This is a genomic window from Halalkalibacter hemicellulosilyticusJCM 9152 (assembly GCF_000513115.1).
GTDB lineage: Bacteria > Bacillota > Bacilli > Bacillales > Bacillaceae_D > Halalkalibacter > Halalkalibacter hemicellulosilyticus.
Genome location: NZ_BAUU01000012.1, coordinates 67,849 through 92,479 on the forward strand (window position 1 = coordinate 67,849; position 24,631 = coordinate 92,479).

At 35.8% G+C, this 24,631-nt stretch carries 25 protein-coding genes; 11 read left to right on the top strand and 14 right to left on the bottom strand.

All coding sequences use genetic code 11. From position 1 onward, the window contains the following. The first annotated feature begins 67 nt into the window (after positions 1 to 67). Together JCM9152_RS08975 and JCM9152_RS08980 are read left to right on the top strand one after the other, a co-directional pair. A complete protein-coding gene (locus tag JCM9152_RS08975) occupies positions 68 to 838 on the top strand; it encodes a glycerophosphodiester phosphodiesterase (protein WP_235715670.1) in 771 nt (256 codons plus the stop codon). Continuing rightward, entirely contained in the window at positions 838 to 2,142 is a 1,305-nt protein-coding gene (locus JCM9152_RS08980; RefSeq protein ID WP_035343356.1) for an MFS transporter, read from the top strand. Before JCM9152_RS08975 ends, JCM9152_RS08980 begins: the two co-directional genes overlap by 1 nt. Positions 2,143 to 2,393: 251 nt before the next feature. Here JCM9152_RS08980 and JCM9152_RS08985 read toward each other — a convergent pair whose 3' ends face one another. After that, positions 2,394 to 3,872, bottom strand: coding sequence for a methyl-accepting chemotaxis protein (locus tag JCM9152_RS08985; protein WP_035343358.1), 1,479 nt, complete (start codon positions 3,870 to 3,872; stop codon positions 2,394 to 2,396). 191 nt (positions 3,873 to 4,063) lie between these two features. Between JCM9152_RS08985 and JCM9152_RS08990 the strand changes: the two genes are divergently transcribed. Then, positions 4,064 to 5,020 carry an L-lactate dehydrogenase gene (locus tag JCM9152_RS08990; RefSeq protein WP_035343360.1) on the top strand — a complete coding sequence of 319 codons (957 nt, stop codon included), beginning with the start codon at positions 4,064 to 4,066 and terminating at the stop codon, positions 5,018 to 5,020. A 38-nt stretch (positions 5,021 to 5,058) separates the two neighbouring features. Here the strand turns inward: JCM9152_RS08990 and JCM9152_RS08995 are convergent, their stop codons facing one another. After that, positions 5,059 to 5,523, bottom strand: a complete 465-nt coding sequence (locus JCM9152_RS08995; RefSeq protein ID WP_035343361.1) for an RrF2 family transcriptional regulator — start codon at positions 5,521 to 5,523, stop codon at positions 5,059 to 5,061. A gap of 189 nt (positions 5,524 to 5,712) precedes the next feature. On the opposite strand from JCM9152_RS08995, the gene hmpA reads away from it, so the two are divergent. Further along, complete coding sequence (hmpA, locus tag JCM9152_RS09000; protein ID WP_035343362.1) at positions 5,713 to 6,933, top strand: NO-inducible flavohemoprotein; 1,221 nt, start codon at positions 5,713 to 5,715, stop codon at positions 6,931 to 6,933. A gap of 98 nt (positions 6,934 to 7,031) precedes the next feature. Here hmpA and JCM9152_RS09005 read toward each other — a convergent pair whose 3' ends face one another. Continuing rightward, positions 7,032 to 8,204 carry an LL-diaminopimelate aminotransferase gene (locus JCM9152_RS09005; RefSeq protein ID WP_035343363.1) on the bottom strand — a complete coding sequence of 391 codons (1,173 nt, stop codon included), beginning with the start codon at positions 8,202 to 8,204 and terminating at the stop codon, positions 7,032 to 7,034. Between the two features lie 169 nt (positions 8,205 to 8,373). Here JCM9152_RS09005 and JCM9152_RS09010 point away from each other — a divergent pair, with 169 nt between their 5' ends. Further along, the gene (locus tag JCM9152_RS09010) at positions 8,374 to 9,006 is read left to right on the top strand and encodes a trimeric intracellular cation channel family protein (protein ID WP_035343364.1); all 633 of its coding nucleotides are present in this window, start codon (positions 8,374 to 8,376) and stop codon (positions 9,004 to 9,006) included. A 52-nt stretch (positions 9,007 to 9,058) separates the two neighbouring features. Here JCM9152_RS09010 and JCM9152_RS21370 read toward each other — a convergent pair whose 3' ends face one another. Next, positions 9,059 to 9,622, bottom strand: coding sequence for a hypothetical protein (locus tag JCM9152_RS21370; RefSeq protein ID WP_052015794.1), 564 nt, complete (start codon positions 9,620 to 9,622; stop codon positions 9,059 to 9,061). Next, complete coding sequence (locus tag JCM9152_RS09020) at positions 9,612 to 9,989, bottom strand: hypothetical protein (RefSeq protein WP_035343366.1); 378 nt, start codon at positions 9,987 to 9,989, stop codon at positions 9,612 to 9,614. Before JCM9152_RS09020 ends, JCM9152_RS21370 begins: the two co-directional genes overlap by 11 nt. 178 nt (positions 9,990 to 10,167) lie before the next feature. Here JCM9152_RS09020 and JCM9152_RS09025 point away from each other — a divergent pair, with 178 nt between their 5' ends. After that, positions 10,168 to 11,229: an AbrB family transcriptional regulator gene (locus JCM9152_RS09025; RefSeq protein WP_035343368.1), complete on the top strand. Its 1,062-nt coding sequence runs from the start codon at positions 10,168 to 10,170 to the stop codon at positions 11,227 to 11,229. 81 nt (positions 11,230 to 11,310) lie between these two features. On the opposite strand, the gene JCM9152_RS09030 is transcribed toward JCM9152_RS09025, so the two are convergent. Continuing rightward, a complete protein-coding gene (locus JCM9152_RS09030; protein WP_035343369.1) occupies positions 11,311 to 12,690 on the bottom strand; it encodes a Glu/Leu/Phe/Val family dehydrogenase in 1,380 nt (459 codons plus the stop codon). Positions 12,691 to 12,843: 153 nt separating this feature from the next. On the opposite strand from JCM9152_RS09030, the gene JCM9152_RS22825 reads away from it, so the two are divergent. Then, positions 12,844 to 12,999, top strand: coding sequence for a hypothetical protein (locus JCM9152_RS22825; protein WP_162831721.1), 156 nt, complete (start codon positions 12,844 to 12,846; stop codon positions 12,997 to 12,999). Positions 13,000 to 13,020: 21 nt separating this feature from the next. On the opposite strand, the gene ytvI is transcribed toward JCM9152_RS22825, so the two are convergent. Further along, the gene (gene ytvI, locus JCM9152_RS09035) at positions 13,021 to 14,130 is read right to left on the bottom strand and encodes a sporulation integral membrane protein YtvI (RefSeq protein WP_035343371.1); all 1,110 of its coding nucleotides are present in this window, start codon (positions 14,128 to 14,130) and stop codon (positions 13,021 to 13,023) included. Between the two features lie 87 nt (positions 14,131 to 14,217). Continuing rightward, a complete protein-coding gene (gene speD / locus JCM9152_RS09040) occupies positions 14,218 to 15,024 on the bottom strand; it encodes an adenosylmethionine decarboxylase (protein WP_235715671.1) in 807 nt (268 codons plus the stop codon). Positions 15,025 to 15,627: 603 nt separating this feature from the next. Between speD and JCM9152_RS23245 the strand changes: the two genes are divergently transcribed. The 3 genes from JCM9152_RS23245 to JCM9152_RS09055 all read left to right on the top strand — a co-directional run bounded on the left by JCM9152_RS23245 (position 15,628) and on the right by JCM9152_RS09055 (position 17,258). Further along, on the top strand, positions 15,628 to 16,005 hold the full coding sequence (locus tag JCM9152_RS23245) for a VanW family protein (protein ID WP_235715677.1): 378 nt from the start codon (positions 15,628 to 15,630) through the stop codon (positions 16,003 to 16,005). A gap of 46 nt (positions 16,006 to 16,051) precedes the next feature. Beyond that, complete coding sequence (locus JCM9152_RS09050; protein WP_035343375.1) at positions 16,052 to 17,005, top strand: calcium/sodium antiporter; 954 nt, start codon at positions 16,052 to 16,054, stop codon at positions 17,003 to 17,005. Between the two features lie 70 nt (positions 17,006 to 17,075). Further along, positions 17,076 to 17,258: an H-type small acid-soluble spore protein gene (locus tag JCM9152_RS09055; RefSeq protein ID WP_035343377.1), complete on the top strand. Its 183-nt coding sequence runs from the start codon at positions 17,076 to 17,078 to the stop codon at positions 17,256 to 17,258. An 89-nt stretch (positions 17,259 to 17,347) separates the two neighbouring features. On the opposite strand, the gene JCM9152_RS09060 is transcribed toward JCM9152_RS09055, so the two are convergent. The 6 genes from JCM9152_RS09060 to JCM9152_RS09080 form a co-directional block, all read right to left on the bottom strand. Next, on the bottom strand, positions 17,348 to 18,367 hold the full coding sequence (locus tag JCM9152_RS09060; protein WP_035343514.1) for a Gfo/Idh/MocA family protein: 1,020 nt from the start codon (positions 18,365 to 18,367) through the stop codon (positions 17,348 to 17,350). A 268-nt stretch (positions 18,368 to 18,635) separates the two neighbouring features. After that, a complete protein-coding gene (gene gnd, locus JCM9152_RS09065; RefSeq protein ID WP_035343379.1) occupies positions 18,636 to 20,042 on the bottom strand; it encodes an NADP-dependent phosphogluconate dehydrogenase in 1,407 nt (468 codons plus the stop codon). Positions 20,043 to 20,225: 183 nt separating this feature from the next. Beyond that, positions 20,226 to 21,470, bottom strand: a complete 1,245-nt coding sequence (locus tag JCM9152_RS09070) for a hypothetical protein (RefSeq protein ID WP_035343381.1) — start codon at positions 21,468 to 21,470, stop codon at positions 20,226 to 20,228. Next, on the bottom strand, positions 21,460 to 21,723 hold the full coding sequence (locus JCM9152_RS23250; protein WP_235715672.1) for a hypothetical protein: 264 nt from the start codon (positions 21,721 to 21,723) through the stop codon (positions 21,460 to 21,462). Before JCM9152_RS23250 ends, JCM9152_RS09070 begins: the two co-directional genes overlap by 11 nt. Positions 21,724 to 21,812: 89 nt before the next feature. Then, entirely contained in the window at positions 21,813 to 22,556 is a 744-nt protein-coding gene (locus JCM9152_RS09075) for a DUF58 domain-containing protein (protein ID WP_235715673.1), read from the bottom strand. Beyond that, positions 22,553 to 23,524: an AAA family ATPase gene (locus JCM9152_RS09080; RefSeq protein WP_035343383.1), complete on the bottom strand. Its 972-nt coding sequence runs from the start codon at positions 23,522 to 23,524 to the stop codon at positions 22,553 to 22,555. Before JCM9152_RS09080 ends, JCM9152_RS09075 begins: the two co-directional genes overlap by 4 nt. A 535-nt stretch (positions 23,525 to 24,059) precedes the next feature. Here JCM9152_RS09080 and JCM9152_RS09085 point away from each other — a divergent pair. Then, positions 24,060 to 24,623, top strand: coding sequence for a hypothetical protein (locus JCM9152_RS09085; protein WP_148296463.1), 564 nt, complete (start codon positions 24,060 to 24,062; stop codon positions 24,621 to 24,623). Positions 24,624 to 24,631 lie beyond the last annotated feature (8 nt).

Here is a 24,631-nt window from a genome sequence, read left to right on the forward strand (position 1 = left end):
GCGGCAGGATTATTTCCACTTTTCCCGAAAGAATAATAGAGTTAACAATGAAGGAGAGTGAAATGACTTGAATAGAACAATGATTTTTGCACATAGAGGTTTCTCTGCACGATACCCAGAAAATACGATGGCCGCATTTCGAGCTGCTTATGATTGTGGAGCCGACGGAATTGAGTTAGACGTCCAATTAACAAAAGACCGTATTCCAGTCATTATTCATGATGAAACCATTGAGCGAACAACGAATGGAATTGGCTTCGTAAAGGATTTCACCTTCAATGAACTAAGGAATTGGGAAGCTGGAACTACTAAAAATAATCAGGAACAGAAATGTTTCATCCCTTCATTAGACGAATATTTCCAATGGGTCAAGCACACGAATTTGATAACGAATATTGAACTGAAAAATGGCGTGATTCCATATGAAGGGCTTGAGGAAACCACCCTTGAAATGATTGCTACATATGAATTAGAAGATCAAATCATTTTATCATCATTTAACCATTATAGCCTCGCCAAAATTGCTAAATTAAACCCTAACATTGAAACCGCGATTTTGTTTATGGAGGGATTATATAAGCCATGGGATTATGCACGGACAGTCGGAGCACGTGGATTACATTGCTTTTACCCTGTTGCTCAAAAGCCTATATTAGTTCAAGCTGCTAAAGAACAAATAGCCGTCAGACCTTTCACGGTAAATGAGGACGAGGATTTAAAGCGTCTCATCTCTTATCAGTGCCCAGCCGTTATTACCGATCACGTTGATCAAGCTTTATCGATTCGTCAAAAATATGATGATCATTCCAAGATGAGTAAAATTGAGGAGAGAACATAATGAATACTCAAAGTGCTCCTACCTTTTCCTACAAAAAGATAGCTGCGATCGGTAGTGGTTTCTTTGCCCTAACGATGATTTGGACATTCTACAATGCCTACATGCCGTTAATTTTAGGTGATTTCATTGAATCAAGAGCGATTCGCGGGGTCATTATGGGGCTAGATAATTTGCTTGCTGTCTTATTAATCCCTTTAATCGGCTCTTGGTCAGATAGGCTACAATCACCACTTGGGAATAGACTACCGTTTATCATAATAGGAATGCCTATCGCAGCCATCTTTTTCATTCTCATCCCGTACAGCGCTACCGTCACACTTTGGCTATTACTTCTTATTGATGTTATTTTTTTATTGGCGATGACGGTATATAGAGCACCTGTCATTGCCCTTATGCCCGATCATACACACCCCTCCAAACGATCCACTGCTAATGGCGTTATCAATCTAATGGGAGGAATTGGGGCCATTATGGCATTATTTTTACTATCTAACTTGTTTATCATAAATCGAGCCTTCCCATTTATTGTTGCCGGTATTTTTCTTATGCTATCATTTATCCTACTGTACTATATTGTCGATCGGAAACCACCTTATTCTAGCAATTCAAACGATAGCTTAGAAGAAACACAAGCTTCATTATCCTTTTCACATTCTTTACTCAAATTAAAAGAAAAACAATATCGAGGTCATCTTTTCATTCTCATTGCTATTTTTCTTTACTTTATTGGTTATTCAGGTATGGAAGCACAATTCACTGTATATGCTGTCGAATATTTACAGTTAGATGAAAATGTTGCAGGTATGACACTTGGATTTTTTAGTCTCTCATTTGTATTGTTTGCCATCCCAGCCGGTATTCTCGGTTCTAAATTAGGGAAAGCACCGACGATGTTTATTGGACTTATTGCGTTACCATTACTCTTTATTCTTATTCCGCTACTCCCTCTGTTCGTTAGCGTGACTAGTAATCATTCGTTTGTAATCATACTCCAAGCTGTCCTATTTTTAAGTGGAATTGCCTGGGCTTTCATTAATGTTCAAGCATATCCATTAGTTGCTGACTTAGGAGGTGTCCATCGCATCGGCTTTTTTACTGGGTTATACTACTTGTTTTCTATGGCTTCTTCTATTATTGCACCAGGCTTACTAGGTCTTTTCATGGATTTTATTGGACACTCTAGTTTATTCTATTGTGCAGCAATTACTTTCATCATCGCTTTCTATTTCTTAAAAAAAGGACACACTATTATTTCATCACATCACCATCATCAACAACTAACAAGCACCGACGTACAAGGATAATAGCCGCCACAGGTTCGTTCCATTGCGCTCCATTTCACTATGAGAATCACCCGCCGTTTTAGAGCGACAATCTTTATAAAATACTCATTCCGTTTTCCGTTCATCATGTAAAAAAACAAAAGAAGGCAACTATCGAAAACGCAAAAATGATCCGGAACCAATTTTTGGATAATAGAAAAAGGTGAATTTGAACGTGCTCAAATTCACCTTTTTCATTACAGCTAGTTATATCACAGCCTCACTCATCATTTTTATTGCTGCTTCTCAATAATGTCTTGAGCACGTTCTGTTGTCGCAGCGATTAATGCCGTAACTTCCTCATTACCGTGCTTTAATGTTTCGATCGTTGCTGTTAATTCCTCTAAACTAGCCGACGTTTCATAGATGATACTAGCTAATGAACGTGTTGAATTATCCACGTTCGTTGATTGTTCTTTTACTGTATCTGACAACGTATCGAACTCGTCAAACTGTTGTACTAATTGCTGAATCGTACTCGTAATCCCATCAAAATTATTTTTCACTGTATGTGTTGACTGTAAAATCGTCTCAAACTGACTGCTACTTAGTGAAAGCTTCTCAACCGTTAATCGATTTTGACCATTCACTTCATGCAAATTACTAGTAATCTTCTCGGTTGTTTGATGTGTAATATCAGCTAATTTCTTAATTTCATTTGCAACAACTGAAAAGCCTTTTCCCGCTTCTCCCGCTCTAGCTGCTTCAATTGAAGCATTTAAAGCAAGTAAATTAGTTTGCTCAGTTATTTCACGAATATCACTCGTAAAAGTGGTCGTTTCCTCAATTTTCTCTGTTAATGTTTGAAAGGTTTGATTTAACTCACCAACAAACGTTTGCAATTCATTCATTGAAGATTGTAATCCAAGAATTAGTTTTTGACCTTCGTTCGCTTGATCCGATGTTGCATTCGTTTGACCTTTTAATTGTGTTGATTTTTCATTTAATTGCTTCATCATCGTTAATATTTCCTGAGCATTCATTGATATTCCAATAACTTGTTCACTTTGCGTTTGACTTCCTGCTGAAATTTGATTAATGGCCGTTGCCATCTCACTTTGAGATTCATTATTCGTTCTTAGCTTCTCATTAGCTTCCTTAACATGATTCGTAATATCCATTAAACCTGTTACGAGGAATTCTTTTTCTGTTGTTTCATTATGATTAGCTTCCTCTTCTTTAGTGAGCATTTCTTGTAATGCGGAAGATTGTTGATGGTTAATTCGAATCATTCCATAGAGCACTAATGCCATTAGTATATAAATTAATAAAACAAAAGGTTGTAAAGAAGCATACAATTCATGTTGAGATTCCCCTATTGAAAATTCAACAAGAATCATTGCAAAACCTAATAATAGCCCCAGAATAAAAATTCGATGACGATAGTGGAAAGCAGAAAACAGTAAATAGAAAAAAGCGATGAAAATAATACCAAATCCTCCACCTAAAAAGATCGAATATGATATCGTATATCCAGCAACAATGACTATAAAACTATATGGAAATACAGCTTCTTTCTTTAATATGTAAGAAACGACGAGAAAGACTACGAATAATACGAGCACTTGACTTAAATAATAGATTCCTTTCCCCGTTTCTCCTTGTACAAAGGATAAAATAGCACCTACTAATAGGCTTACGGAAAAAATGATAAGCATCATTTTGTTTTTCACTTTAAAATCACGATTGATCATCTCTTGTACACGATTCATCTCTATTCCCCTTTGCGACTAAAATTATGTGTATTAAATCATGCTACTATTTTACCATTCATTAATCTATTTGTCTTTTTAAAAAAAGATGTGGATAGTTTGTGAAATGTTGAGCAAGATTAACTTGGATCATTGGAAAAGTGATATACTACTTATATAGTAAGATCACAATGAATGAAGGATGTGATGAAATGGCAAACATTAAACTAAATCGTGTTGCGTTAATTGGAACAGGATTTGTCGGATCTAGTTATGCATTTTCACTTATTAATCAAGGCATTGTCGATGAGCTTATATTAATTGATTTAAATGAAGAAAAGGCAAACGGTGATGTCATGGATCTTAATCATGGGAAAGTTTTTGCACCACAGCCTACACATGTACGATTCGGAACATATGAGGATTGTCATAATGTAGACATCGTTGTCATATGTGCTGGAGCTAATCAAAAGCCTGGAGAAACAAGACTAGATCTTGTCGAGAAAAATGTAAATATATTTAAAGGCATTGTTGAACAAGTGATGGGTAGTGGATTTGATGGTATTTTCTTAGTCGCTACAAATCCTGTTGATATTTTAACTTATGCGACTTGGAAGTTTAGCGGCTTGCCTAAAGAGCGTGTTATTGGTTCTGGGACAACACTTGATACGGCTCGTTTCCGTTTTATGCTTGGGGAATATTTTAATGTGTCACCTTCAAATGTACACGCGTATATTATTGGGGAGCATGGTGATAGTGAATTGCCTGTATACAGTCTCGCTGATATTGGCGGCGTTCCTATTATGAAGATGATTGAACGTAATGATCAATATAAAATCGAGGATTTACAGCCGTTATTTGAGAATGTTCGGGATGCAGCTTATCACATTATTAAAGGAAAAGGCGCTACCTATTATGGGATTGCTATGGCTTTAGTTCGTATTACTAAAGCGATTTTAAACAACGAAAATGCTATTCTAACTGTATCTGCTCACCTTGATGGACAATACAATCAAAAGGATGTCTATATTGGTGTTCCTACTATTATTAACCGCGAAGGAATTAGGGAAATCGTTGAGCTTGAATTAAATGAGGAAGAATCCGTTGCTTTTCATAAAAGTGCTCACATTTTAAAAGACATACTCGCCCCCCACTTTAAACTAAACTAAACATCATGCAATGAAGTTGCTTTTATAACAACAGGAACTTAACCCTCCTGTTGTTTTTTTTCTAAAGAATTAGATGAAAGATACTGAGAGAACATTTCTTTATTTTGTAAAATATCCTCCAATGTATACTGATCTAACACGTTAAAATAGGCTACCAACGCTTCATTTAAAACATGCTTCAAACCACATACCGGTGAAATGATACAATCATTTCGTGAAGCATCGAAACATTCCACTAAATGAAAATCATCCTCTGTTTTTCGCACAACTTTCCCGATATTAATTTCTTTCGGATTAATCGATAATCTTATTCCACCGTTTCTCCCTCTAATCGTTTCAATTAATCCCCACTTCCCTAGTTCATATGTGACTTTCATTAAATGATTTTTTGATATTTGATAGAAATCAGCAATTTCTTTTATATTAGAAAGCTCCTCTTTATCTTTTAATGCCAAATAAATGAGTACTCGTAATGAGTAATCCGTATAATTCGTTAATCTCATAGTAAGCCCCTTGTTTATTACAATGTTTTTTGTAAGTGAAATTATCATAACATAGTTTATTTTAAATTAATAACAACAACACTCGAAATGTGAACACTTTCAAAACATGTATATAAAATATTGCTTTTACCACCATCGCCTTTTACAATTAAAGATGTATTTAAAATATATGTTTAATGGAGGTTTATTATGTTATCGACAAAAACGATTAAAATTATTAAATCTACTGCACCGATTTTAGCAAATAAAGGAGTTGATATTACAAGCCATTTTTATGAATCTATGTTTAACGATCACCCTGAGCTATTGCATATATTTAATCATGCGAATCAAAAAAAAGGACGACAACAAACCGCTTTAGCCAACACTGTCTATGCTGCAGCACAAAACATTGATCAGCTGGAAGTATTATTGCCAAAAGTAAAACAAATTGCTCACAAGCACCGAAGTTTGCAAGTGAAAGCTGAACATTACCCTATAGTAGGTGAATATTTATTAAAAGCAATTAAAGAAGTATTAGGTGAGGCTGCTACTGAAGACATTTTTAACGCATGGGAAGAAGCATATGGAGTGATTGCTCAAGTGTTTATTGATGTGGAAAATGAAATGTACGAAGAAGCGGCTCAGCAAATAGGTGGATGGGATGGTTACAAAACATTTAAAGTGATCCGCAAACAAGTAGAGAGTGAATGCATTACTTCATTTTACTTACATCCAGTAGATCAAGATGTGATCCCAAACTTTAAACCGGGACAATACGTCACGGTTCGTGTACAAATACCTGGTGAGAAATATTTATCAAACCGACAATATAGTTTATCCGATATACCTGGAAAACCGTACTTGCGTATATCTGTAAAACGCGAAAGCGAACACCAACCAGAAGGAAAAGTCTCTAATTATCTTCACGATCAAATTGACATTAATCATGAATTAGAATTAACAGCTCCTGCAGGTGAATTCACACTTAATGAAACAAATGAGAAACCCATTTATTTTCTAAGCGGAGGTGTTGGGATTACCCCATTATTAAGCATGGCTAAATATGTTGCTTGGCATAACCCTAATCGAAAGCTTACATTTATCCACGCTGCAAAAGATGGTAAGACTCGTGCTTTCCAAGAGGAAATTAAACAACTCATGACTTTGCTAAAAAACGGCAAAAGTATTACGTTTTTTAGCGAACCGAAAAAGGATGACCATTTACATGAGGATTATGATTATAAAGGCTTTATTAAGAAGGAACATATAACAGAAATGATTACAGATCAAGGAATTTTTTATATTTGTGGCCCTGTCCCTTTCATGAAACAAATGATTTCTTATTTAAATGATCCAGGATTACAGGATAGTGAGGTTCGTTATGAATTCTTTGGACCAGCGATGGCGATAGCACCTGTGACATCATAAAATTAAATCATTTAGAAAGAGACTGGGGATAACGAAAGTGCTCAACTGAGAAGCGATTTAAGCTCCGTTGTTTAAACACTTTTGTCCCAGTCTCTAAATTAACTCAATGTCTTAAAAAAAGAACTTGTTTTTAATTGGTTGACCGCAGTTTGTAACACCACTTCGTCCTGTACAAAAGCCATTCTCATATAACCTTCACCTTCTGAACCAAATGCTGTCCCTGGGATCATGACAACCCCTGTTTCATCAATAAATCGATAGGAAAGTTCCAAGGAGCTAATCTCAAATGGTATTTTCGCCCAAACAAACATCGAAGCTTGAGGTTGATCAACTTGCCATCCTATCGAGTGTAAACCGGATACTAACGTATCTCTTCTTTTCCTATAAATGTCTCTTAAATGGTCACTAAAGTTTGAGCGATCATTTAAAGCGCGAGCTGCAGCTTTCTGAATAGGAATGAACACCCCGAAATCAAGATTCGATTTTAACCGTTTTAATGCCTGAATAACAGTAGCGTTACCGACAACATACCCAATTCGACAACCTGCCATATTAAAGCTTTTGGATAAAGAATTAAATTCAATGGCAACCTCTTTTGCCCCCTCTATCGACAGCAAACTTATTGGCTTTTTTTCATAATAAAGCTCGGAGTATGCAAAGTCATGTAAAATGAAAATGTCATGCTTTTTTGCAAAATGAATGAGCTTCTCAAAGTAGTCTTTATCAGCCATGTTTGGAATTGGATTTCCTGGTACGTTCAAAATCATTAATTTCGCTTTTTCTCTAATCTCACTTGGAATAGCCTCGAAATTAGGTAAAAACTGATTTTCTTCACTTAGGGGCATTGAATAAGGAATTGCTCCTGCTAGGCTAATACCTGCTGCATAAGCTGTATAACCAGGATTGGGTACTAAAATAACGTCTCCTTCATTTGCAAATACGCTCGGAAGATGAACGAGTCCATCCTGTGACCCCATTAAGCTTAATATTTCATGTTGGGCATGCACTTCTACATGATAATGACGAATATAATAAGAGTGAATCGCTTCATGCAATTCCGTTATTCCTTCTAATGCATACTTATATTGACTCAAATCTTGTACTTGAGACACTAATTCCTCAACAATAAAAGACGGCGGAGGTAAATCTGGACTCCCAATGCTTAAATCAATTAAACTGCTACCTTCCTTTATTTTCTTTGTTTTATATGCGGATAATTCATTAAATATACTTGTTTGAAATTGCTCCATTTTCTTAGATAAGAACACCATAAAAACTCCTCATTTCTTCAAATTCTATTGCTAATTATAACATTTTATCCACTCACACGAGTATATCCGAACAAATTAAGCAAAATCTACGAAAAAGTTCACTATTTTCAGTGTTTTTGCTTTATAATGTTTGTTAGACATCTGTGAAAGATAAGGAGTGTGCTGCGCTGTGGTGTGGGATGTATTAAATATAATCGGAACGATCGCCTTTGCTTTAAGTGGAGCCATGGTCGCACTAGATAAAGAATGTGATTATGATTTATTAGGTGTTTATGCTTTAGGCTTTTGTTGTGCCTTCGGTGGAGGAGCCATTCGAAATTTACTGATCGGTGTCCCTGTATCTGCCTTATGGGAGCAAGGGACGCTGTTTATCGTTGCTTTTATTTCTATCACCCTTTTATTTATTTTTCCTAGTATCTTTATGAAACATTGGCATAAATGGGGACATACAATGGATGCTTTTGGACTTGCTGCATTTGCGATTCAAGGAGCTATGTTTGCTAAAGAAGCACAACTGCCTCTTATTGCTATTATTACAGCAGCCGCATTGACGGGTTGTGGCGGTGGTGTAGTTCGTGATTTACTAGCAAAGCGTCAGCCGATGATTTTTAGAAAGGAAATTTATGCTCTATGGGCCATGTTAGCTGGACTATTAATCGGTTTAAATATATTCCCAACCGGTATGAGTTTATATATTTTACTTGGCCTCATTGTCACATTACGATTATTGTCCGTCCATTTCGACTGGCAACTTCCTAAATTTCAATTCAAACAGTCCAACTCCCCAACTTATAGTAAATAGAGCACAGTAAACAAGGATGAACTTAGCTTCTCGCTAGATTCATCCCTGTTTTTTAAAAAATTTCACTGATCACTTCAGACAATGACATTTCACTATCTACTTCATACGTACCGGGTTTCAAGCTATTTGCCAAACCTTGATCTTCTACTTCATCAAAGAAATCCATCGCCCGATCAATAATATTGGCTCTTTCAAGAGCTTGTCCTACATCAATACTCGTCATACCAGGGGTAACTGTTAATATCGTTCGATATATAACAGACGCTCCATCACTATTTTCATCTTGATCTTCTAACTCACTGATTCTATCACGTAATTCATTTAACTCTTCCTCATGACTTTCATCTAGTTCATCAAGAATCGTTTGCCATTCTTCCTCTGTTCTGACCAAGTAACCTTCATTTATCAGTTCTGATGTCATATCATCTAACGAATATCCATCTTCAGTCAATTGTTCATTAATATGTTCATCATCAGAGTCTGAGTGTACATTTTCATCAGTAGCCTCATTTTCTAATTCTTCTGCGGAGCCTGTGTCAACAACGTAGGCGATTCCACAGATACCACCTGCCATCAGGAGTCCTGAAGCAAATGCTCTGACCGTCTTAGCTGTCATTTGCTGCTTGTCTCCTTTCTTGCTTAACTTCTATATATGGAGTTAATAGCAAAATAACCTCATTTTCTGTTAAACCTTTTTCATGAGCAATTCCTTCCATAGAATATCCTCTTCTATGAAGGTCTAATAATTCACGTAGTACTTTACGTTCTTGAGATGTTTTCGACGGAACCTTTGCTTCTTGTGCAATAATATCCTGATCAAGTTCTAAATCTCTTATTTGCTGTTGCAAATGATCAACCTCTTGCATTACGGAAACTGAAAATTGTTCCATTTGTTTCTTCTCTGCTGATTGTTCCTTAGAAAAGAGCGACCAACAAAGCAAAATAATAGCTACTATAAAAATGAGAAGTAAAGCCCATCCCATCTGTTATACATCCTCCCTCAACCTTACGATTTTCAATCATTCTTATTATACATTGAAAGTGATGCAATTACGATTTAAAATAAGAAAATATGAAAATAGTCAGTAGTTCGACATAAATGATGTTCTATTTTATGAAAATAGTATGAGTAGCCTGTAAAAAAGTTGGAGTGATACTGTTATGAATATTTTACGCATTAGTGAAGTTCTATTCATTAGTCTTTTAGGTGGAGTCATCGCTTCTTCTATTTCTCTTCCCCTTCCATGGGTTCTAGGTCCATTACTATTTGTTGTAATCTGGAAGACGATAAGTAAGAGAGACATGATTTGGCCCGATTTCCTTAAAAATAGTGGGCTAACGATCTTGGGCATTTACTTTGGTCTTTATTTTACATTTTCTTCAGTCCAAATGATTTTTCCATTCTTATTTCCATATGTACTGCTTACAATTATTCTGATCATCATATGTATCATGATCGGAACTCTTATTTCAAAATCATTTCACATCGATCAAGTAACGAGTGTTTTAAGCACGATCCCTGGTGGACTGACTGAGATGGTCATTGCAAGTGAAAATCTGAAAGCTAACTCTTCATTTGTTCTTATCTTTCAAACGATTCGACTTGTGACAGTTCTTTTCACTGTACCATCTGTTATAATTATTTTTTTTCACACATCAAATCCAAATCGTGAATTCGTTTCTCAAACAAATGAGTCATTTTTACATGTTGAATTATCACTTCTTTGGTTCATTATACCTATTAGTATTGGATTTCTCCTAAAAGAGAAAATTCCAGCAGGAATCGTTCTAATTCCGATGCTTGTGACAGCATTTTTTAATATGTCAATGATTGATTTACCAACCGTCCCACCTCTGTTCGTCGTGCTTGCTCAATTATCAGTTGGAATCGGATTAGGCATATCGATATCCATTAAAGATATACAAAAAGGCGGTGCTTACTGTATTCATTTTCTCATTGCGACACTGATCATCATTTCTATTTCATTTGGATTAGGTTCCATATTAGCATTTTTTACTACAATGGATTATGCTACAGCTATATTGAGTATTGCACCAGGCGGACTTATTGAAATGGCCTTAACCGCTTCTTCTGTTGGTGCAGATCCAGCCGTCGTTAGCTCTTTACAAATGATCCGAATCTTACTCATCATCACGTTAGTTCCTTTAGCATTACAATGGTATTTTTCACATAAAAGCAAACGATTAAAGAAATGCTCATAGCAAGAACCGCTTATCTATTTTACGATAAGCGGTTCTAACTTAAATAGAAGTTAAGAAGCATAAAACGAAGATAACAGTTTCTTAATATAACTTTCCTTGTTTAAATAATACAGTTGAAAGCTTCATAACAGAATGGATATAACAATTTTGTCTAAGTGGGAACGGATCTCCAAAGAACCGTGGTAAAATCATTTCCATCGTCGTTTGCATCTTATTATAGAGCATATGAATAATCTCATCTTCTGTATGAAATTGTGTCTCTCTCCCTTGTAGCCATTCAAAATATGAAACAATAACTCCACCTGCATTAGCTAAAATATCTGGAATGATGATTTTCCCTTGTTGATTAATGATCTCATCAGCTTCTGCTGTTACAGGAGCATTTGCTCCTTCAACAATGATTTGAGCTTTCACATCATTGACGTTTTCACTATGAATTTGGTCTTCAAGCGCTGCCAAAATTAATACATCTACATCTAAAGACAGAATCTCATTGTTAGAATGGATCGTTGCTTTAATCCCGTGCTCGTTTAATTGTACTTCGTTTATTGGTAAATCACCGTTATGAGCCATCGTATATTTGACTAATGTTGGAATATCTAGCCCTTCTGAATTATATAGCATGACATTTCGATCACTGACGCTTATTACTTTGTTTTGTAAATACGTACAATGATACGCTTCTAGTGCTGCAACTGAACCTACATTCCCAAAGCCTTGAATCGCGATTTGTAATGGTTTATTTTCAAAAGCTAGCACTGTTTTAGCAAACTTGTTATTCGTACTCGTTAACAATGATTTATGATCATCCAAAAATTGGTGTAACATATACCGTAATGAGAAATAGACCCCTTTTCCGGTCGCTTCTCTTCGCCCTAAAGAACCACCATTCGCAATACTTTTTCCGGTAAAACTACCAAAATACGCTTGTCCAGGTCTAATACTTTTGTATTCTGCCATCATCCAATCCATTTCTCTTTCACTTGTTCCTACATCTGGTGCAGGAATATCCTTATCTGGCCCAAGGCTATCACTAAAATATTGCACATATTTCTTACAAATTAAATGTAGTTCCTTTATCGATTGTTCACGTGGATTGACAATGACTCCGCCTTTTCCACCTCCAAAAGGAACATCATGAAGTGCATTTTTCAATGTCATTAAAGCCGCTAAATTAATAACCTCCTCCTCTTGTACCGTTTCATGAAAGCGAATACCTCCTTTATACGGTCCTAGTGCATTATTGTGTTGAACTCGAAAGGATGGAATCCGAACGACATGTCCATTTTCTAATGAGATCCTTAAAAAGGACTTATGTACTTGATTTGGTGTCGATAAAATGGCCACTAAAGAAGCGAATGCTTGGGCTCTAGATTCTCCTGTTAATTCGGGTAAAAAGCTTTTGTCTTCCATTAGCGCATCTAACGATTGTTTCACAATTTCACTTGTCTGCTTTGCCATTAATAAACCTCCATTATTTTCAGTAAGTCAGTATAGTATTCTCTTACCACTCTTTTTCATGTCTTAAACTTACCATTTCGTTCTAACATAATGACAACCATATTTGCGGAAACTATCATTAATCACATATATGAAAAGGAGCTGAAGAAGAATATGTATGAAGACATTCCCGATGATCGTTACACTGCTGCAAGACTCGATCATCATCTTATTGATGAAATAAAAGCGTTAGAAACTCGCTTAAACAAAGAAGCGAATAAAGAAGTTCGGTTAATTGCTTATGAAGAAAGCCAACACAATCCTTCTTAATAAGGTACATGGGTGAGAGCATTACATTTTGCTTTCACTCATTATGTAATACCAAAGATCATGCCAAACATTTTCTTGATATAATGTAACAATGACAACTAATAGCATCGGTCCAAGTGCTAATCCAACCACACCAAATAATTGAAAGCCAATGAATAAAGACATGAGCATTAACAAAGGATGTAAGCCCATATTTGAGGATAACACTTTCGGCTCAATTAATTGTCGTACGAGCATGGCAATCCCGAATAATATAAATAAACCTATAGCAAACAAAACATCTCCAATCACAAGTGAATAAATAGCCCAAGGAATTAAAATGATACCTGTTCCTACATAAGGAATAAAATCAATGAGCCCAATGATAAGAGCGACTGTTAAAGGGTGTTCTACACCAATTATAACAAACCCTAAAAAATAAATAAGTGCAGTTATTGAAATAAGGATACACTGTGCATATACATAGCCAATGACTTTATGTTGTAATGCCTTGAAAATAGATTGACTTCGTTTTAAGAAATCTGTTGATGCGGTCGTTTTGATTTGAGACATATAAACATTCCAATCACGACTAATAAAATATAATGCTAACAATGTAACAATCATGGCCGTAAACGTTATTGGTAATGCAGATACAATATGAGAAAGGCCATTAGCAATAGACTGACCTACTGAACTCAATAATATCGCCAACTGCTCTCCTAGTTGCTCAATTCCATTCTCCAAAAAAGAGCGCTGCGGAGCATTTAAACGTTCAATAAACCCAATACTAGTATGCCACAATGGCAAGATTTGATTGTTTATATAAAATTGCAAGGAAATCGATGCCTTTTCAATATAGGGAGGTAAATAATGTGATAAGTAACGAATGCCATCAATGACTAACCAACTAACAAGTGTAAGTATTGATCCTAATACTCCAAATATAAAAAAAATGGCTACCATAACAGATACGGTTCTTGGTAGCCTTATTCGCATTTCAAAAAATGACACGAGTGGATTCATCATAAAAGCTAGAAGCACAGCTATAAGAAATGGAAAAGTTAAAGTAAATACGACAGAAATTAAATACCAGCTTAATATAAGTACAATGATTAGCAAAAGTAAACGAATGATATAACTAGATTTCACTGTACATTCTCCTCTTCCTCAGCCTGCTTGCTTAAGACATTACATAAACTCTTTCTTTTAAAAATACGTATGAACGAGCATGTCAATCTATTCATTTTTCGTTACATGACCATAAAAAATTTCATCCATTTCATTCTTAACTTTTGTTGTTATCCAATTCTTATCCACATTTGACAACTGATTCCGAGGTGTGAACAGATAATCCTCTAATCGAAATTGCTTAAGGCGACATTTGGTGTAATAAATATGGTCATGATGTAAGTTTACATCCATCATTTCATACTCATCCTTCACGTGATCAGGTATATAATCTTGAATCGAATCAATATCATGATCGATAAATATTTTATTTCCGTTTACATCTCTTGTAAAACCGCGCACACGATAATCAATGGACATCATGTCCGTTTCAAATGAATGAATTAAATATGGTAGTGCCTTTAGTGGTGAAATTTCTCCACAAGTCGAAACGTCAATATCTGCTCTAAACGTACTAATCCCTTCGTATGGGTGATATTCTGGATACGTATGAACCGTTATATGGCTTTTATCTAATTGCATCACAACCGAATCAGGTAGAGGTCCTTTTTCATTTGTATAATGTGTTGGAATTTCTACAACGGGACCTTCTGAAACAAGAATCGTCACACTAGCACCCTGTGGTACGTAATCTTGTTTGGAAACATTTAAGACATGCGCTCCAATTATCTCGGTTACATTTGTTAATATATGCTGAAGTCGATCAGCATTATACTGTTCATCAATATAATTGATATACGATTCTTTTTCTTCCTTCGTTTCTGTATAGCAAATGTCATACATATTAAAGCTTAGCGTTTTCGTCAGATTATTAAATCCGTGCAATTCAATCCGCTTGTTATCCCGATCCTTCAAATTCATTTCCCCCTTTAACCATACCTTTAGTTTTACCATTCCCCAAAAATAACTAACCAAACAAGAGTAAAAAACCAAAACTCCCTTCAATAGAAAAGGGACAATTGACTCATACTAACAGGAGGAGGTTAAATACATGATGCTTTCATTGTTCTTATTTCTTGCACTTCTACCTACACCTGTTGAAGAACCTTTAATGATTTATCATGAAAATGAGTTAATTTATTCAATTGATCATCAAGCACTACAACACCCATTGCTAGGAACGGAAATGATTAATCACAAACAATTACATGAAATAATACGTACGATAGAAACGGTTGTGCAAAAGCCGGCAAAAAATGCGACAATTGCTGAAAATGGTGATATGATTGCTGAAGAAAATGGGTATCGCTTGAATCACTTTTCCATGAATCAATTAATTGTAAAATATTACTACGAACATGGAAGCAGCAAAATTGATGCGCCTATCATCCCAACCTATCCGAAAGTTGACACTGAGTTACTTGCTCATATTAAAACGAATCATATTAGTTCGTTCAGTACTTATTTTAATAAGCGCAACAATAAACGATCACATAATATTAAATTGGCTGCAGCTCCATTAATAATTATGTTGTTTTTCCAGGTGAAACTTTTTCATTTAATCATGTCGTCGGAAAAAGAACGATTGAACGAGGTTACTTACCAGCGCCAATCATCATTCGCGGTGAACTTTCTGAAGGTGTCGGTGGTGGAATTTGTCAAGTTTCATCAACACTGTACAATGCAGTTGATTATGCTCATATGAAAATTATCGAACGCTACAGTCATAGTAAACGTGTTCCTTATGTACCTCCTGGTCGAGATGCTACAGTTAGTTGGTATGGCCCAGATTTCACTTTCCAAAATAATTATAATCAACCGATTTTAATACGAAGCTTTATTTACGGCGGTCAACTGACTATTTCTTTATTCTCCTCAGACGATATTAATGTTTAAATGAAAAATCAATACGGTACGTGAAATTATAGTGAGGTGGATCGATTTGACTTATCTCTTATTAATTCTAGGTTTTCTTTTACTAATTAAAGGGGCAAATTGGTTTGTAGATGGTTCCGCTTCTATTGCACATTCCTTAAGCATCTCTCCACTTATAATCGGCTTAACGATTGTTGCTTTTGGAACGGGGGCTCCTGAAGCTACTGTCAGTATTATTGCTGCCTTAGAAGGTAATTCTGATGTGACAGTTGGAAACATTGTCGGAAGTAATTTATTAAATTTATCTTTAGTCGTCGGACTAACCGCTTTTATTTTCCCATTGAAAGTAGAATCTGTGACAATCCGTAAAGAGATTCCTTTTGCTTTTTTATCAGCTGTCGTTTTACTCGTACTATTATTTGATTCAACCAATCAAGATACTTATTTTTTGATTTCTCGAAGTGATGGGGTCATTTTACTTTTATTTTTCACTATTTTTATGTATTACGTTTTTGAAGCAGCCAAAAATAGTCGAAACGATTCAATTGAATCAACGAATCATGCACCCAATCACTCTCTAAAAAAAAGTATACTGTTCTCGATCTTCGGACTTACTGCTATTGTTCTTGGCGGCTACTTTGTCGTAGAAACAAGTACAACGATTGCCTATCAATTTGGTATGAGCGAGACACTTGTAGGTTTAACGATCGTGGCAATCGGTTCTTCATTACCAGAGCTAGTTACCTCCATTACAGCTGCTATGAAAAAGCATAGTGAGATGGCCTTAGGCAACGTAGTTGGGAGTTCAATCTTTAATGTTTTCTTTGTACTCGGACTTGCCTCATTAATTACACCATTAACTGTCTCAAGTAAAATAATCATTGATTTAATTATTTTACTTGTACTCACAATTATGCTATTTATCTTCTCAAGAACGAGCTATACCGTTGCTAAAGCAGAGGGATTTATTTTAACCTTAGCCTATGTAGCTTATTTAATTTACATTATTATTCGGAATTAAATAACAGCATATTGCCTTATTAAACTGTCTACACTACTACTGTAAGTCAAATTACCAAAGGAGAGTAAACATGAATACTTTACGAGCTAAGGAAATTTCTCAGTCTCCTGATATGAAACATGTTACTTATTTAGATCAACAAATATATATTCAGCATGTCGATGAACAAAATGCAACTGCACGCATTTTTCCATTACACGAACCAGGCAATGAATTTGACGTTAATGTAGACCAGCTTATTGAGCACCATTGATGTATAATCAGTAAAAGAGACTGTCAGACAAAGGATACTGAAAAAGTATGTCCTTTTTCATTGACCTCGATAGACAGTCTCTTCTTTTATCATTTTATTTTCACCCGTTTCCCTGTTTTAGCGCTTTCAATCGCAGCAAATACCATTTTCATACTCTCTACATTGTCTTCACAATCGGTTTCTGCTTTCTCACCATTTTCAAGAGCAAGAAACATATCATCGAGAGAACGATGGTGCCCATCATTTCCACTTTTGTTCACTTCAATCGGTCGACTCTCATATTCGTGTAAAAATGTCTGCCCTTGATTAGGGAGTATCGTTTCATAATACAGTTCGTCTGAACCATCCCAAATGACTGTTCCTTTAGTGCCAATCATTCGCCAACTCCCATCCCATGAAGTTGGTGCACCTTCAGCACACCAAGACCCATTATAGGTGAAAACTGAGCCATTAGACATCTCAAATATACAATAAGCATTCGCTGCCCCAGAATACCACGAACCTTTTGGATTATACTCGTGACAATAGACCGAAACAGCGTCAGCCCCACTAATAAAACGAGCTTGGTCGAATGTATGAATAGCCATATCAATAATAAGTGGGCTTTCCATCGCATCTCTAAAGCCACCGAAGTGAGGTGCAAGAAAAAAGTCCGCATGAATTGATTGTTGATCTCCAATGATTCCCTTTGTAAGTTGCTCACGTAAAGAACGAATCGAGTATGAATATCGTCTATTTTGCATAATAGCATAAAAACGATTGTATTCCTTTGCTGCTGATACAAGCTGTTTAGCAGCATCTAAACTTGTCGCCATTGGTTTTTCACAAATTACATCACAATGATGACGAAAAGCTTCTAACGTTACCTCTTTATGTACTTCAGGAATGGTCGTATTAAAGACGAGGTTGGCATTCGTTTTACTTGCTGCCTCTGCAACTGAATAGAAAAAGGGAACATCTAATTTAAAGCGTTCAGCAACTTTCCTAGCACTATCCTCATTTATATCTACTAAAGCAACGATTGTTGCATCCTTTTTGTTTTGAACATAGTCCACCCAAATGTGTGACATTGCCCCACAACCTACTAATATAATTCGAAAAGATTTCATCAATAAAAGTCACTCCTTTTCTTCATTTCATTAAGAAGCCTGCTCTTCTCTAAAAACACCCTAACCACTACTCAGAGCTTAGCATAAGAAAAACGCGACAGTGTCTTTTCTTTAAAGCGGCGTGCGGAGCCATCGCTCTCCTTTGAGTTTGCCAACATCCTCTATCCTTTTCCCACATGCCTTCCTCGAATTTTATGCTTTCTTAGCTTTTAAAAAAAGCTGTTCAAAAAGGAAAACCTTTCCGAACAGCCAATGGTAGTAGAATTGCTTATTCCATCCAATTTGTATGGAATACCCCTTCTTTATCAACACGTTGATACGTATGAGCACCAAAATAATCACGTTGAGCTTGTAGTAAGTTAGCCGGTAAGACTGCAGATCGATAGCTATCATAATACGCTAATGCACTAGACAGTCCAGGAACAGGAATACCTAACTTAACAGCTGTTGCAACAACGTCACGTGCGGCATCCTGATAATTTTCAACAATTTCCTTGAAATATGGATCAAGTAATAAATTTGCAAGGCGCGGATCACGATCATACGCTTCCTTAATGTTTTGTAAGAAGCGCGCACGAATAATACAACCGCCACGGAAAATCATTGAAATATCCCCAAGCTTTAAATCCCAATCATATTCTTCAGAAGCCACTTTCATTTGCGCAAAACCTTGGGCATAAGAAACAATTTTACTTAAATAAAGGGCTTTGCGAATTTTTTCAATAAATTCTTTCTTATCTCCATCAAAAGATTGATTAGGACCATTTAAAATCTCACTTGCTTTCACACGTTCATCCTTCATGGCAGAGATAAAACGTGAGAATACAGATTCAGTAATGATTGAAAGTGGAACACCTAAATCCAATGAACTTTGCGAAGTCCACTTTCCTGTTCCTTTTTGACCAGCTGTATCTAAAATGACATCAACAAGTGGTTTGCCCGTTTCATCATCTATTTTTGTGAAAATATCTTTCGTAATCTCGATTAAATAACTATCGAGCTCACCTTCATTCCACTCATTAAATGTTTCATGCAGCTCTTGAGCGCTTAACCCTAAAACATTTTTCATTAAATGATAGGATTCACAAATTAATTGCATATCGCCATACTCGATCCCATTATGGACCATTTTCACATAATGTCCAGCGCCATCAGGGCCAATATATGTCGTACACGCATCGTCACCAACTTTTGCGGAGATCGCCTCAAAAATCGGTGCTACTAGTTCATAGGCTTCTTTTTGACCTCCAGGCATAATAGAAGGACCTTTTAATGCGCCCTCCTCCCCACCAGAAACTCCCGTTCCAATGAAATGAATACCCGATTCAGCCAATTCTTTATTTCGACGGCGTGTATCTTCGAAGAATGTGTTACCACCATCAATTAAAATATCGCCTTTATCTAAATGAGGTAATAGTTGCTCAATTGTCGCATCAGTTGCAAAACCAGCTTTAACCATTAGCATGATTTTTCTAGGTGTTTCTAATGATTGAACAAATTCTTCTATACTATATGTACCAACGACCTTTTTACCTTCTGCTTCCTTCAACATTTGTTCTGTTTTGTCAGAAGATCTGTTAAAAACAGAGACAGAATATCCTCTGCTTTCAATATTCAGTGCCAAATTTCGCCCCATAACAGCAAGGCCAATAACACCTATTTGTTGTTTACTCATCTCTACCACTCCTCTTTTTTAACATTTTATTATTCTATCATATATTCGTCATCATTTTATCATGAACATGATAATTTTCAAAAAAAATCGACTATTTTTGTTTCATTCGGAGTTTTTCTATTGAATCAAGATCACGATCTTCTATTTTTTCTTGACTATATCGCGCTTGATTGTAGAGGTGATCTAGTTTTTGAATCGTTTCTCTATCTGTAGCTGTTGCCGCTCCACCTCATGTAGCATTTGACGTGGAGTAAGAACGTTACGATAGACTTCCCCGCGCTTCATTCTATCATGTATGAGCGAGCGATAGATAAATCTAACCTTTTCAACATTTGATAATGAATCCCATTTCACACGTCTTTCCGTGATCGTAGCTACTACATGTTTAACATCATTAGTTTTACTTTTCACCCATTTTTTTATGCTGAATAAGTTTTCCTTTTCATCAACATAAATATTAACACCATCAGTAGAATCATCTCCTGATATTATTCGTGTCATCATCTTCTTCAAATACAGAATGATATTCTTAATAAACGATTTTATTTTTCGATTTATAAAATAAAGAGCCACAATCAGTAAGACCCCAGCTGCAATTATACCTAAGTAAATCACCATTTGCTCAAAAAATTTGGCAATAAATGATGCCTCCCCTGTTTCATCGAATGGTAAAACAGATTCTGCTAGTTGCGGATCAGCATAGTCTTCCTTCTCTTCATTTGGACTAGAAAAAGTTAAAAAGAATATGACTACACTACTTATGCCATTTCTCAGCATAATAAGAACCTCACGGATAAAGCCAAAATTAGCAAGTAGTACAATCGTTATAATTGTGACTAACATAAACAATCGATTTTGAATACGTAAGGATCTCCCTATTACTGGTCTTTTTTCCTTCGAATATGTTGCTCTTCTTAGCATTGAGCTATTAGAAACAAATAACGTTAGAACAAATACGACAAAGCCAGCTAACTGAAAGGTGTTTGTAAAGGGGATCAGCAAATCGATGTTCGTATAAAAAAAGTACCCAACAAAATAAAGAGGAAAGGCAATGGCCCATAAATAATGTGCTTTGAAAAGGTCATCGATGTCTTCTTCTCCATATGCTAGTCCACGATATAAAATAGTCACGTAGATGATTGAAAGTACAATCCAAACAATCATTGATATAGAAATGAAATGATTCAATAACGCTGGAAGAACGAAACTAATCGAGAGTATGATCGCCAAATAAACGATTCGCTTTTGGTCTGATCGTACATTTCGTATGAAATAACCAATTGCAAAGACAAGTGGTAATGTATATAACCACCATGCTTGAATGTCAGCTGAAAGAGCAAAAATAGAGATCGCTAAAAAAATGGGAAAGATCATTAAATACTCAAGTGCGCCGGTAAATAGAACTCTCCAATGGTTATTACGACGCATAACGATCACCTAATTCTTCCTCGTTTTGTAATAAAAGTGTTTCGACGCGGTTTCCATTTTGTTCAAGTACATCAATGTGTAACTGCACTTTTTCAGTGATAACATTCGTAATGATAAGTATGTCTGTTCTTTCTAATTGCCGGTTGATATCTTCCTCTAAAAACTCATAGAACGCCAAGCTTATATCCATTCTTGCTTTTGCCATATGATCTAACATGGCTAATAAATGGCTATGACCATTGGCCGGATGCAAACGAATCGAATTTTCCTTATTGGAATCTGAAACTAAATAAGAGTTGCAACCAAAGCCAGTAGGTATACCTTGTTCAATAGATTCATGTGCTATCGAGCTGCATATGATAAAGCTTTCTCAAGTAAATCTTCATGAACAATTGGGCGCCACTTATCCTCCGTCTGATCGAAATTCACATAAATCATCAGATGGTGATCGGCCGTATAATCATATTTATTCACTTGCATAGATCCAGTCCTAGCTGTAGCCTTCCAATTAATCGTGTGCATCGGATCACCTGATGAATATTCTCTTACACCAGCAACTAAAAAAGGATCTTCGATAATCCAACGTTTGACAATCAATTCACCTAACCAGCTTTGTGACGGTAAAGGAATGTCCTCCTTCTTAATAATTTCAGGAAAGACAGTGATGGAAGCAGTTGAATGTACCGTTTGAAACGTTTCATCAAAGCCAACAGCATCTCCGGTTGACATCGATACTGTTTCAAATTGATAGTAGCCTCTTTTAGCGCAAAGTACTTTCTGTCTTCGTTTTATTTTTTGAAAAGGCATTAAACTGAATAACGTTCGATGCATGTCACCTCTATGTGCACCTTCCACCTGACCAAATACTAAGTTAGCATTTATTTTTGATTCTAACCGAACCCAAGGTACAGGGATTAGCTTTTTATTGGCGATTTCATCAATCATTTCAATTTCCTCACCAACGTATGCCGTCGTTTGACTAAACTTTCTATTATATTCTATATTCCGTAACCCCCACTTGACATAAACGACCCCTTGAAGAAAAAAGAATGCAAGTGTTAAAAAAATAAGCCACGCTATACTCATGATGAGGTCATTCCCGTTTCAATTGACTCTGCTGGTACAGTCAACGTTGATAGAATTTCATCTAAAACATGTCCAGGGTCTTGTTTCTTATATTTGGCTGTATGTGTCAACACCATTCTATGACTAACGACGGGTTTTAACATTTCTATAATATCATCAGGTATCACATAAGAACGACCATTAATAGCTGCATATGCTTGCACAGCCTTTAATAACGCTTGACTCCCACGCGGACTTATACCTAATTCAATCTCTGGGTGGTGTCGAGTTTCTTCTACAATCGTAAGCATATACTCTAGCAAATCATCACTAATGTATACAGAAGTAAATAATTTCTGAGCGGCAATAACATCTTCAGTCGTCGCCACAGAAGAGATCGTTTCAATTGGATTATTTTCCTTAAAACGTTTTAAAATTGCGATCCCTTCTTCTTTTGATGGATAACCTAAGTCTAATTTGATTAGAAAGCGATCTAATTGTGCTTCAGGTAAAGGAAAAGTACCTTGGTTTTCTACAGGATTTTGCGTTGCAATAATCATAAACGGCTCTTCTAATTGTTTTGTTTCACCATCAATCGTTACTTGCTTTTCTTCCATGCATTCTAGCAAACTAGATTGAGTTCGAGGTGTTGCGCGATTCACTTCATCAGCAAGTATAATATTTGAAAATATCGGTCCTTTTTTAAAAATAAAATCACTTTCCTTTTGACTATAAAAATTCAAACCAGTTACATCTGTTGGTAGTAAATCTGGTGTAAATTGAATACGATTAAAAGAACACGAAAGCGATTTCGCCATTGATTTCGCTAATAGTGTTTTACCAGTACCAGGAACATCCTCTAATAGCACATGGCCAGAAGCAATCATAGCAACGAGTATTTGATCAATGCTCTTATCCTTGCCAACCATCACCTTTTGAATATTCATTTTCACTCTATTAGCTAACTCTTGAACGACTGAAACATCCATGTAATAAATCTCCCTCATTTCATTTATTTAAGAAAGCAATGTCAAAATAGAGTACATATGAAAAAGCGCGACAGAGTCTTTTTTTCCTTTGAGTTTGCTAACCCCCTCTATGCTTTTTCCACATGTCTTCCTCGAATTTTATACTTTCTTATCTTTCAAAAAAGTTAAATCAAACTTTTTCAATGCCCTTTCAAAATTCCTTCTTAGTTATCACCAGTTTGTTTGCGCTTACAAAACTAGCATCAAGTTGCTCTTTTTCAAAATCTATGATAAAAAGAGAGCACACTAGATTCAATATTTGATTTCTATTTTATAATGACCATACTTAATTTGCAAATGTTAGAAATCACTGGATCTATTAAAAAGGTTGAGATCACGTTTCTAGAAAGGATTTAAAATGGAAAGTAATCTTCATAAACATTTAAAGCATCAGTCCTTATATTGGTTAAAAAAGAAAATGACAGATCTTTGCGCAAATGAGGTCAAATTGTATGTACGGCGAAAACGACTCATAGCTGATTCAGTAGGTATTAATATGAAACGTAAAGAAGTAAGAATCATTGAAGTGAAAGCGACTCGTCAAGACTTTCTTAGAGATGAAACACTTTTAAGTGATTATGGTTATCACAATATTGCACATTACGCATATATACTAACTCCGAAGAACCTTCTTAACATAAAGGAAGTTCCAATAGGATATGGGCTACTTGAAATCGATGAATTTGATCAAATCACGGTTAAAAGAAATCCAAAACGTAATGATAAACCTTTGCTTAAAGTAGATACATTAATTAAGCGCACAGGTAGAGCCGCCACGAATGCTTATTTATATAAAGAACTATCCTATGAGACGAAGGATGTCACCGCAGGAGCATTTTCTAAAGCAGCAACTATATTCTTAATTAGTGCAACTTGTCCTAGCTGTAAAAAAAGAAATAAGTATTTAATCGTTGAAGGCCAAGAAACAGTCACTTGCCTAATGAAAAAATGTCAAACAAGCATACCTTTAGCAAAAGCTCGCATTCATAAAATTACTGGTTATAATCAACAATTTTTGGATCAACTTCAATTATTAAATGAACGTAAGAGGGATAAATAGAGAATGTC

What these genes read in the sequence shown, in the direction of transcription:
- JCM9152_RS08980 (WP_035343356.1), top strand. Translation starts at nt 838, where the DNA reads ATGAATACTCAAAGTGCTCCTACCTTTTCCTACAAAAAGATAGCTGCG.
- JCM9152_RS08985 (WP_035343358.1), bottom strand. Translation starts at nt 3,872, where the DNA reads ATGAATCGTGTACAAGAGATGATCAATCGTGATTTTAAAGTGAAAAAC.
- JCM9152_RS08990 (WP_035343360.1), top strand. Translation starts at nt 4,064, where the DNA reads ATGGCAAACATTAAACTAAATCGTGTTGCGTTAATTGGAACAGGATTT.
- JCM9152_RS08995 (WP_035343361.1), bottom strand. Translation starts at nt 5,523, where the DNA reads ATGAGATTAACGAATTATACGGATTACTCATTACGAGTACTCATTTAT.
- hmpA (WP_035343362.1), top strand. Translation starts at nt 5,713, where the DNA reads ATGTTATCGACAAAAACGATTAAAATTATTAAATCTACTGCACCGATT.
- JCM9152_RS09005 (WP_035343363.1), bottom strand. Translation starts at nt 8,204, where the DNA reads ATGGTGTTCTTATCTAAGAAAATGGAGCAATTTCAAACAAGTATATTT.
- JCM9152_RS21370 (WP_052015794.1), bottom strand. Translation starts at nt 9,622, where the DNA reads ATGACAGCTAAGACGGTCAGAGCATTTGCTTCAGGACTCCTGATGGCA.
- JCM9152_RS09020 (WP_035343366.1), bottom strand. Translation starts at nt 9,989, where the DNA reads ATGGGATGGGCTTTACTTCTCATTTTTATAGTAGCTATTATTTTGCTT.
- JCM9152_RS09025 (WP_035343368.1), top strand. Translation starts at nt 10,168, where the DNA reads ATGAATATTTTACGCATTAGTGAAGTTCTATTCATTAGTCTTTTAGGT.
- JCM9152_RS09030 (WP_035343369.1), bottom strand. Translation starts at nt 12,690, where the DNA reads ATGGCAAAGCAGACAAGTGAAATTGTGAAACAATCGTTAGATGCGCTA.
- JCM9152_RS22825 (WP_162831721.1), top strand. Translation starts at nt 12,844, where the DNA reads ATGTATGAAGACATTCCCGATGATCGTTACACTGCTGCAAGACTCGAT.
- JCM9152_RS09055 (WP_035343377.1), top strand. Translation starts at nt 17,076, where the DNA reads ATGAATACTTTACGAGCTAAGGAAATTTCTCAGTCTCCTGATATGAAA.
- JCM9152_RS09060 (WP_035343514.1), bottom strand. Translation starts at nt 18,367, where the DNA reads ATGAAATCTTTTCGAATTATATTAGTAGGTTGTGGGGCAATGTCACAC.
- gnd (WP_035343379.1), bottom strand. Translation starts at nt 20,042, where the DNA reads ATGAGTAAACAACAAATAGGTGTTATTGGCCTTGCTGTTATGGGGCGA.
- JCM9152_RS09070 (WP_035343381.1), bottom strand. Translation starts at nt 21,470, where the DNA reads ATGCGTCGTAATAACCATTGGAGAGTTCTATTTACCGGCGCACTTGAG.
- JCM9152_RS09075 (WP_235715673.1), bottom strand. Translation starts at nt 22,556, where the DNA reads ATGAGTATAGCGTGGCTTATTTTTTTAACACTTGCATTCTTTTTTCTT.
- JCM9152_RS09080 (WP_035343383.1), bottom strand. Translation starts at nt 23,524, where the DNA reads ATGGATGTTTCAGTCGTTCAAGAGTTAGCTAATAGAGTGAAAATGAAT.
- JCM9152_RS09085 (WP_148296463.1), top strand. Translation starts at nt 24,060, where the DNA reads ATGAAACGTAAAGAAGTAAGAATCATTGAAGTGAAAGCGACTCGTCAA.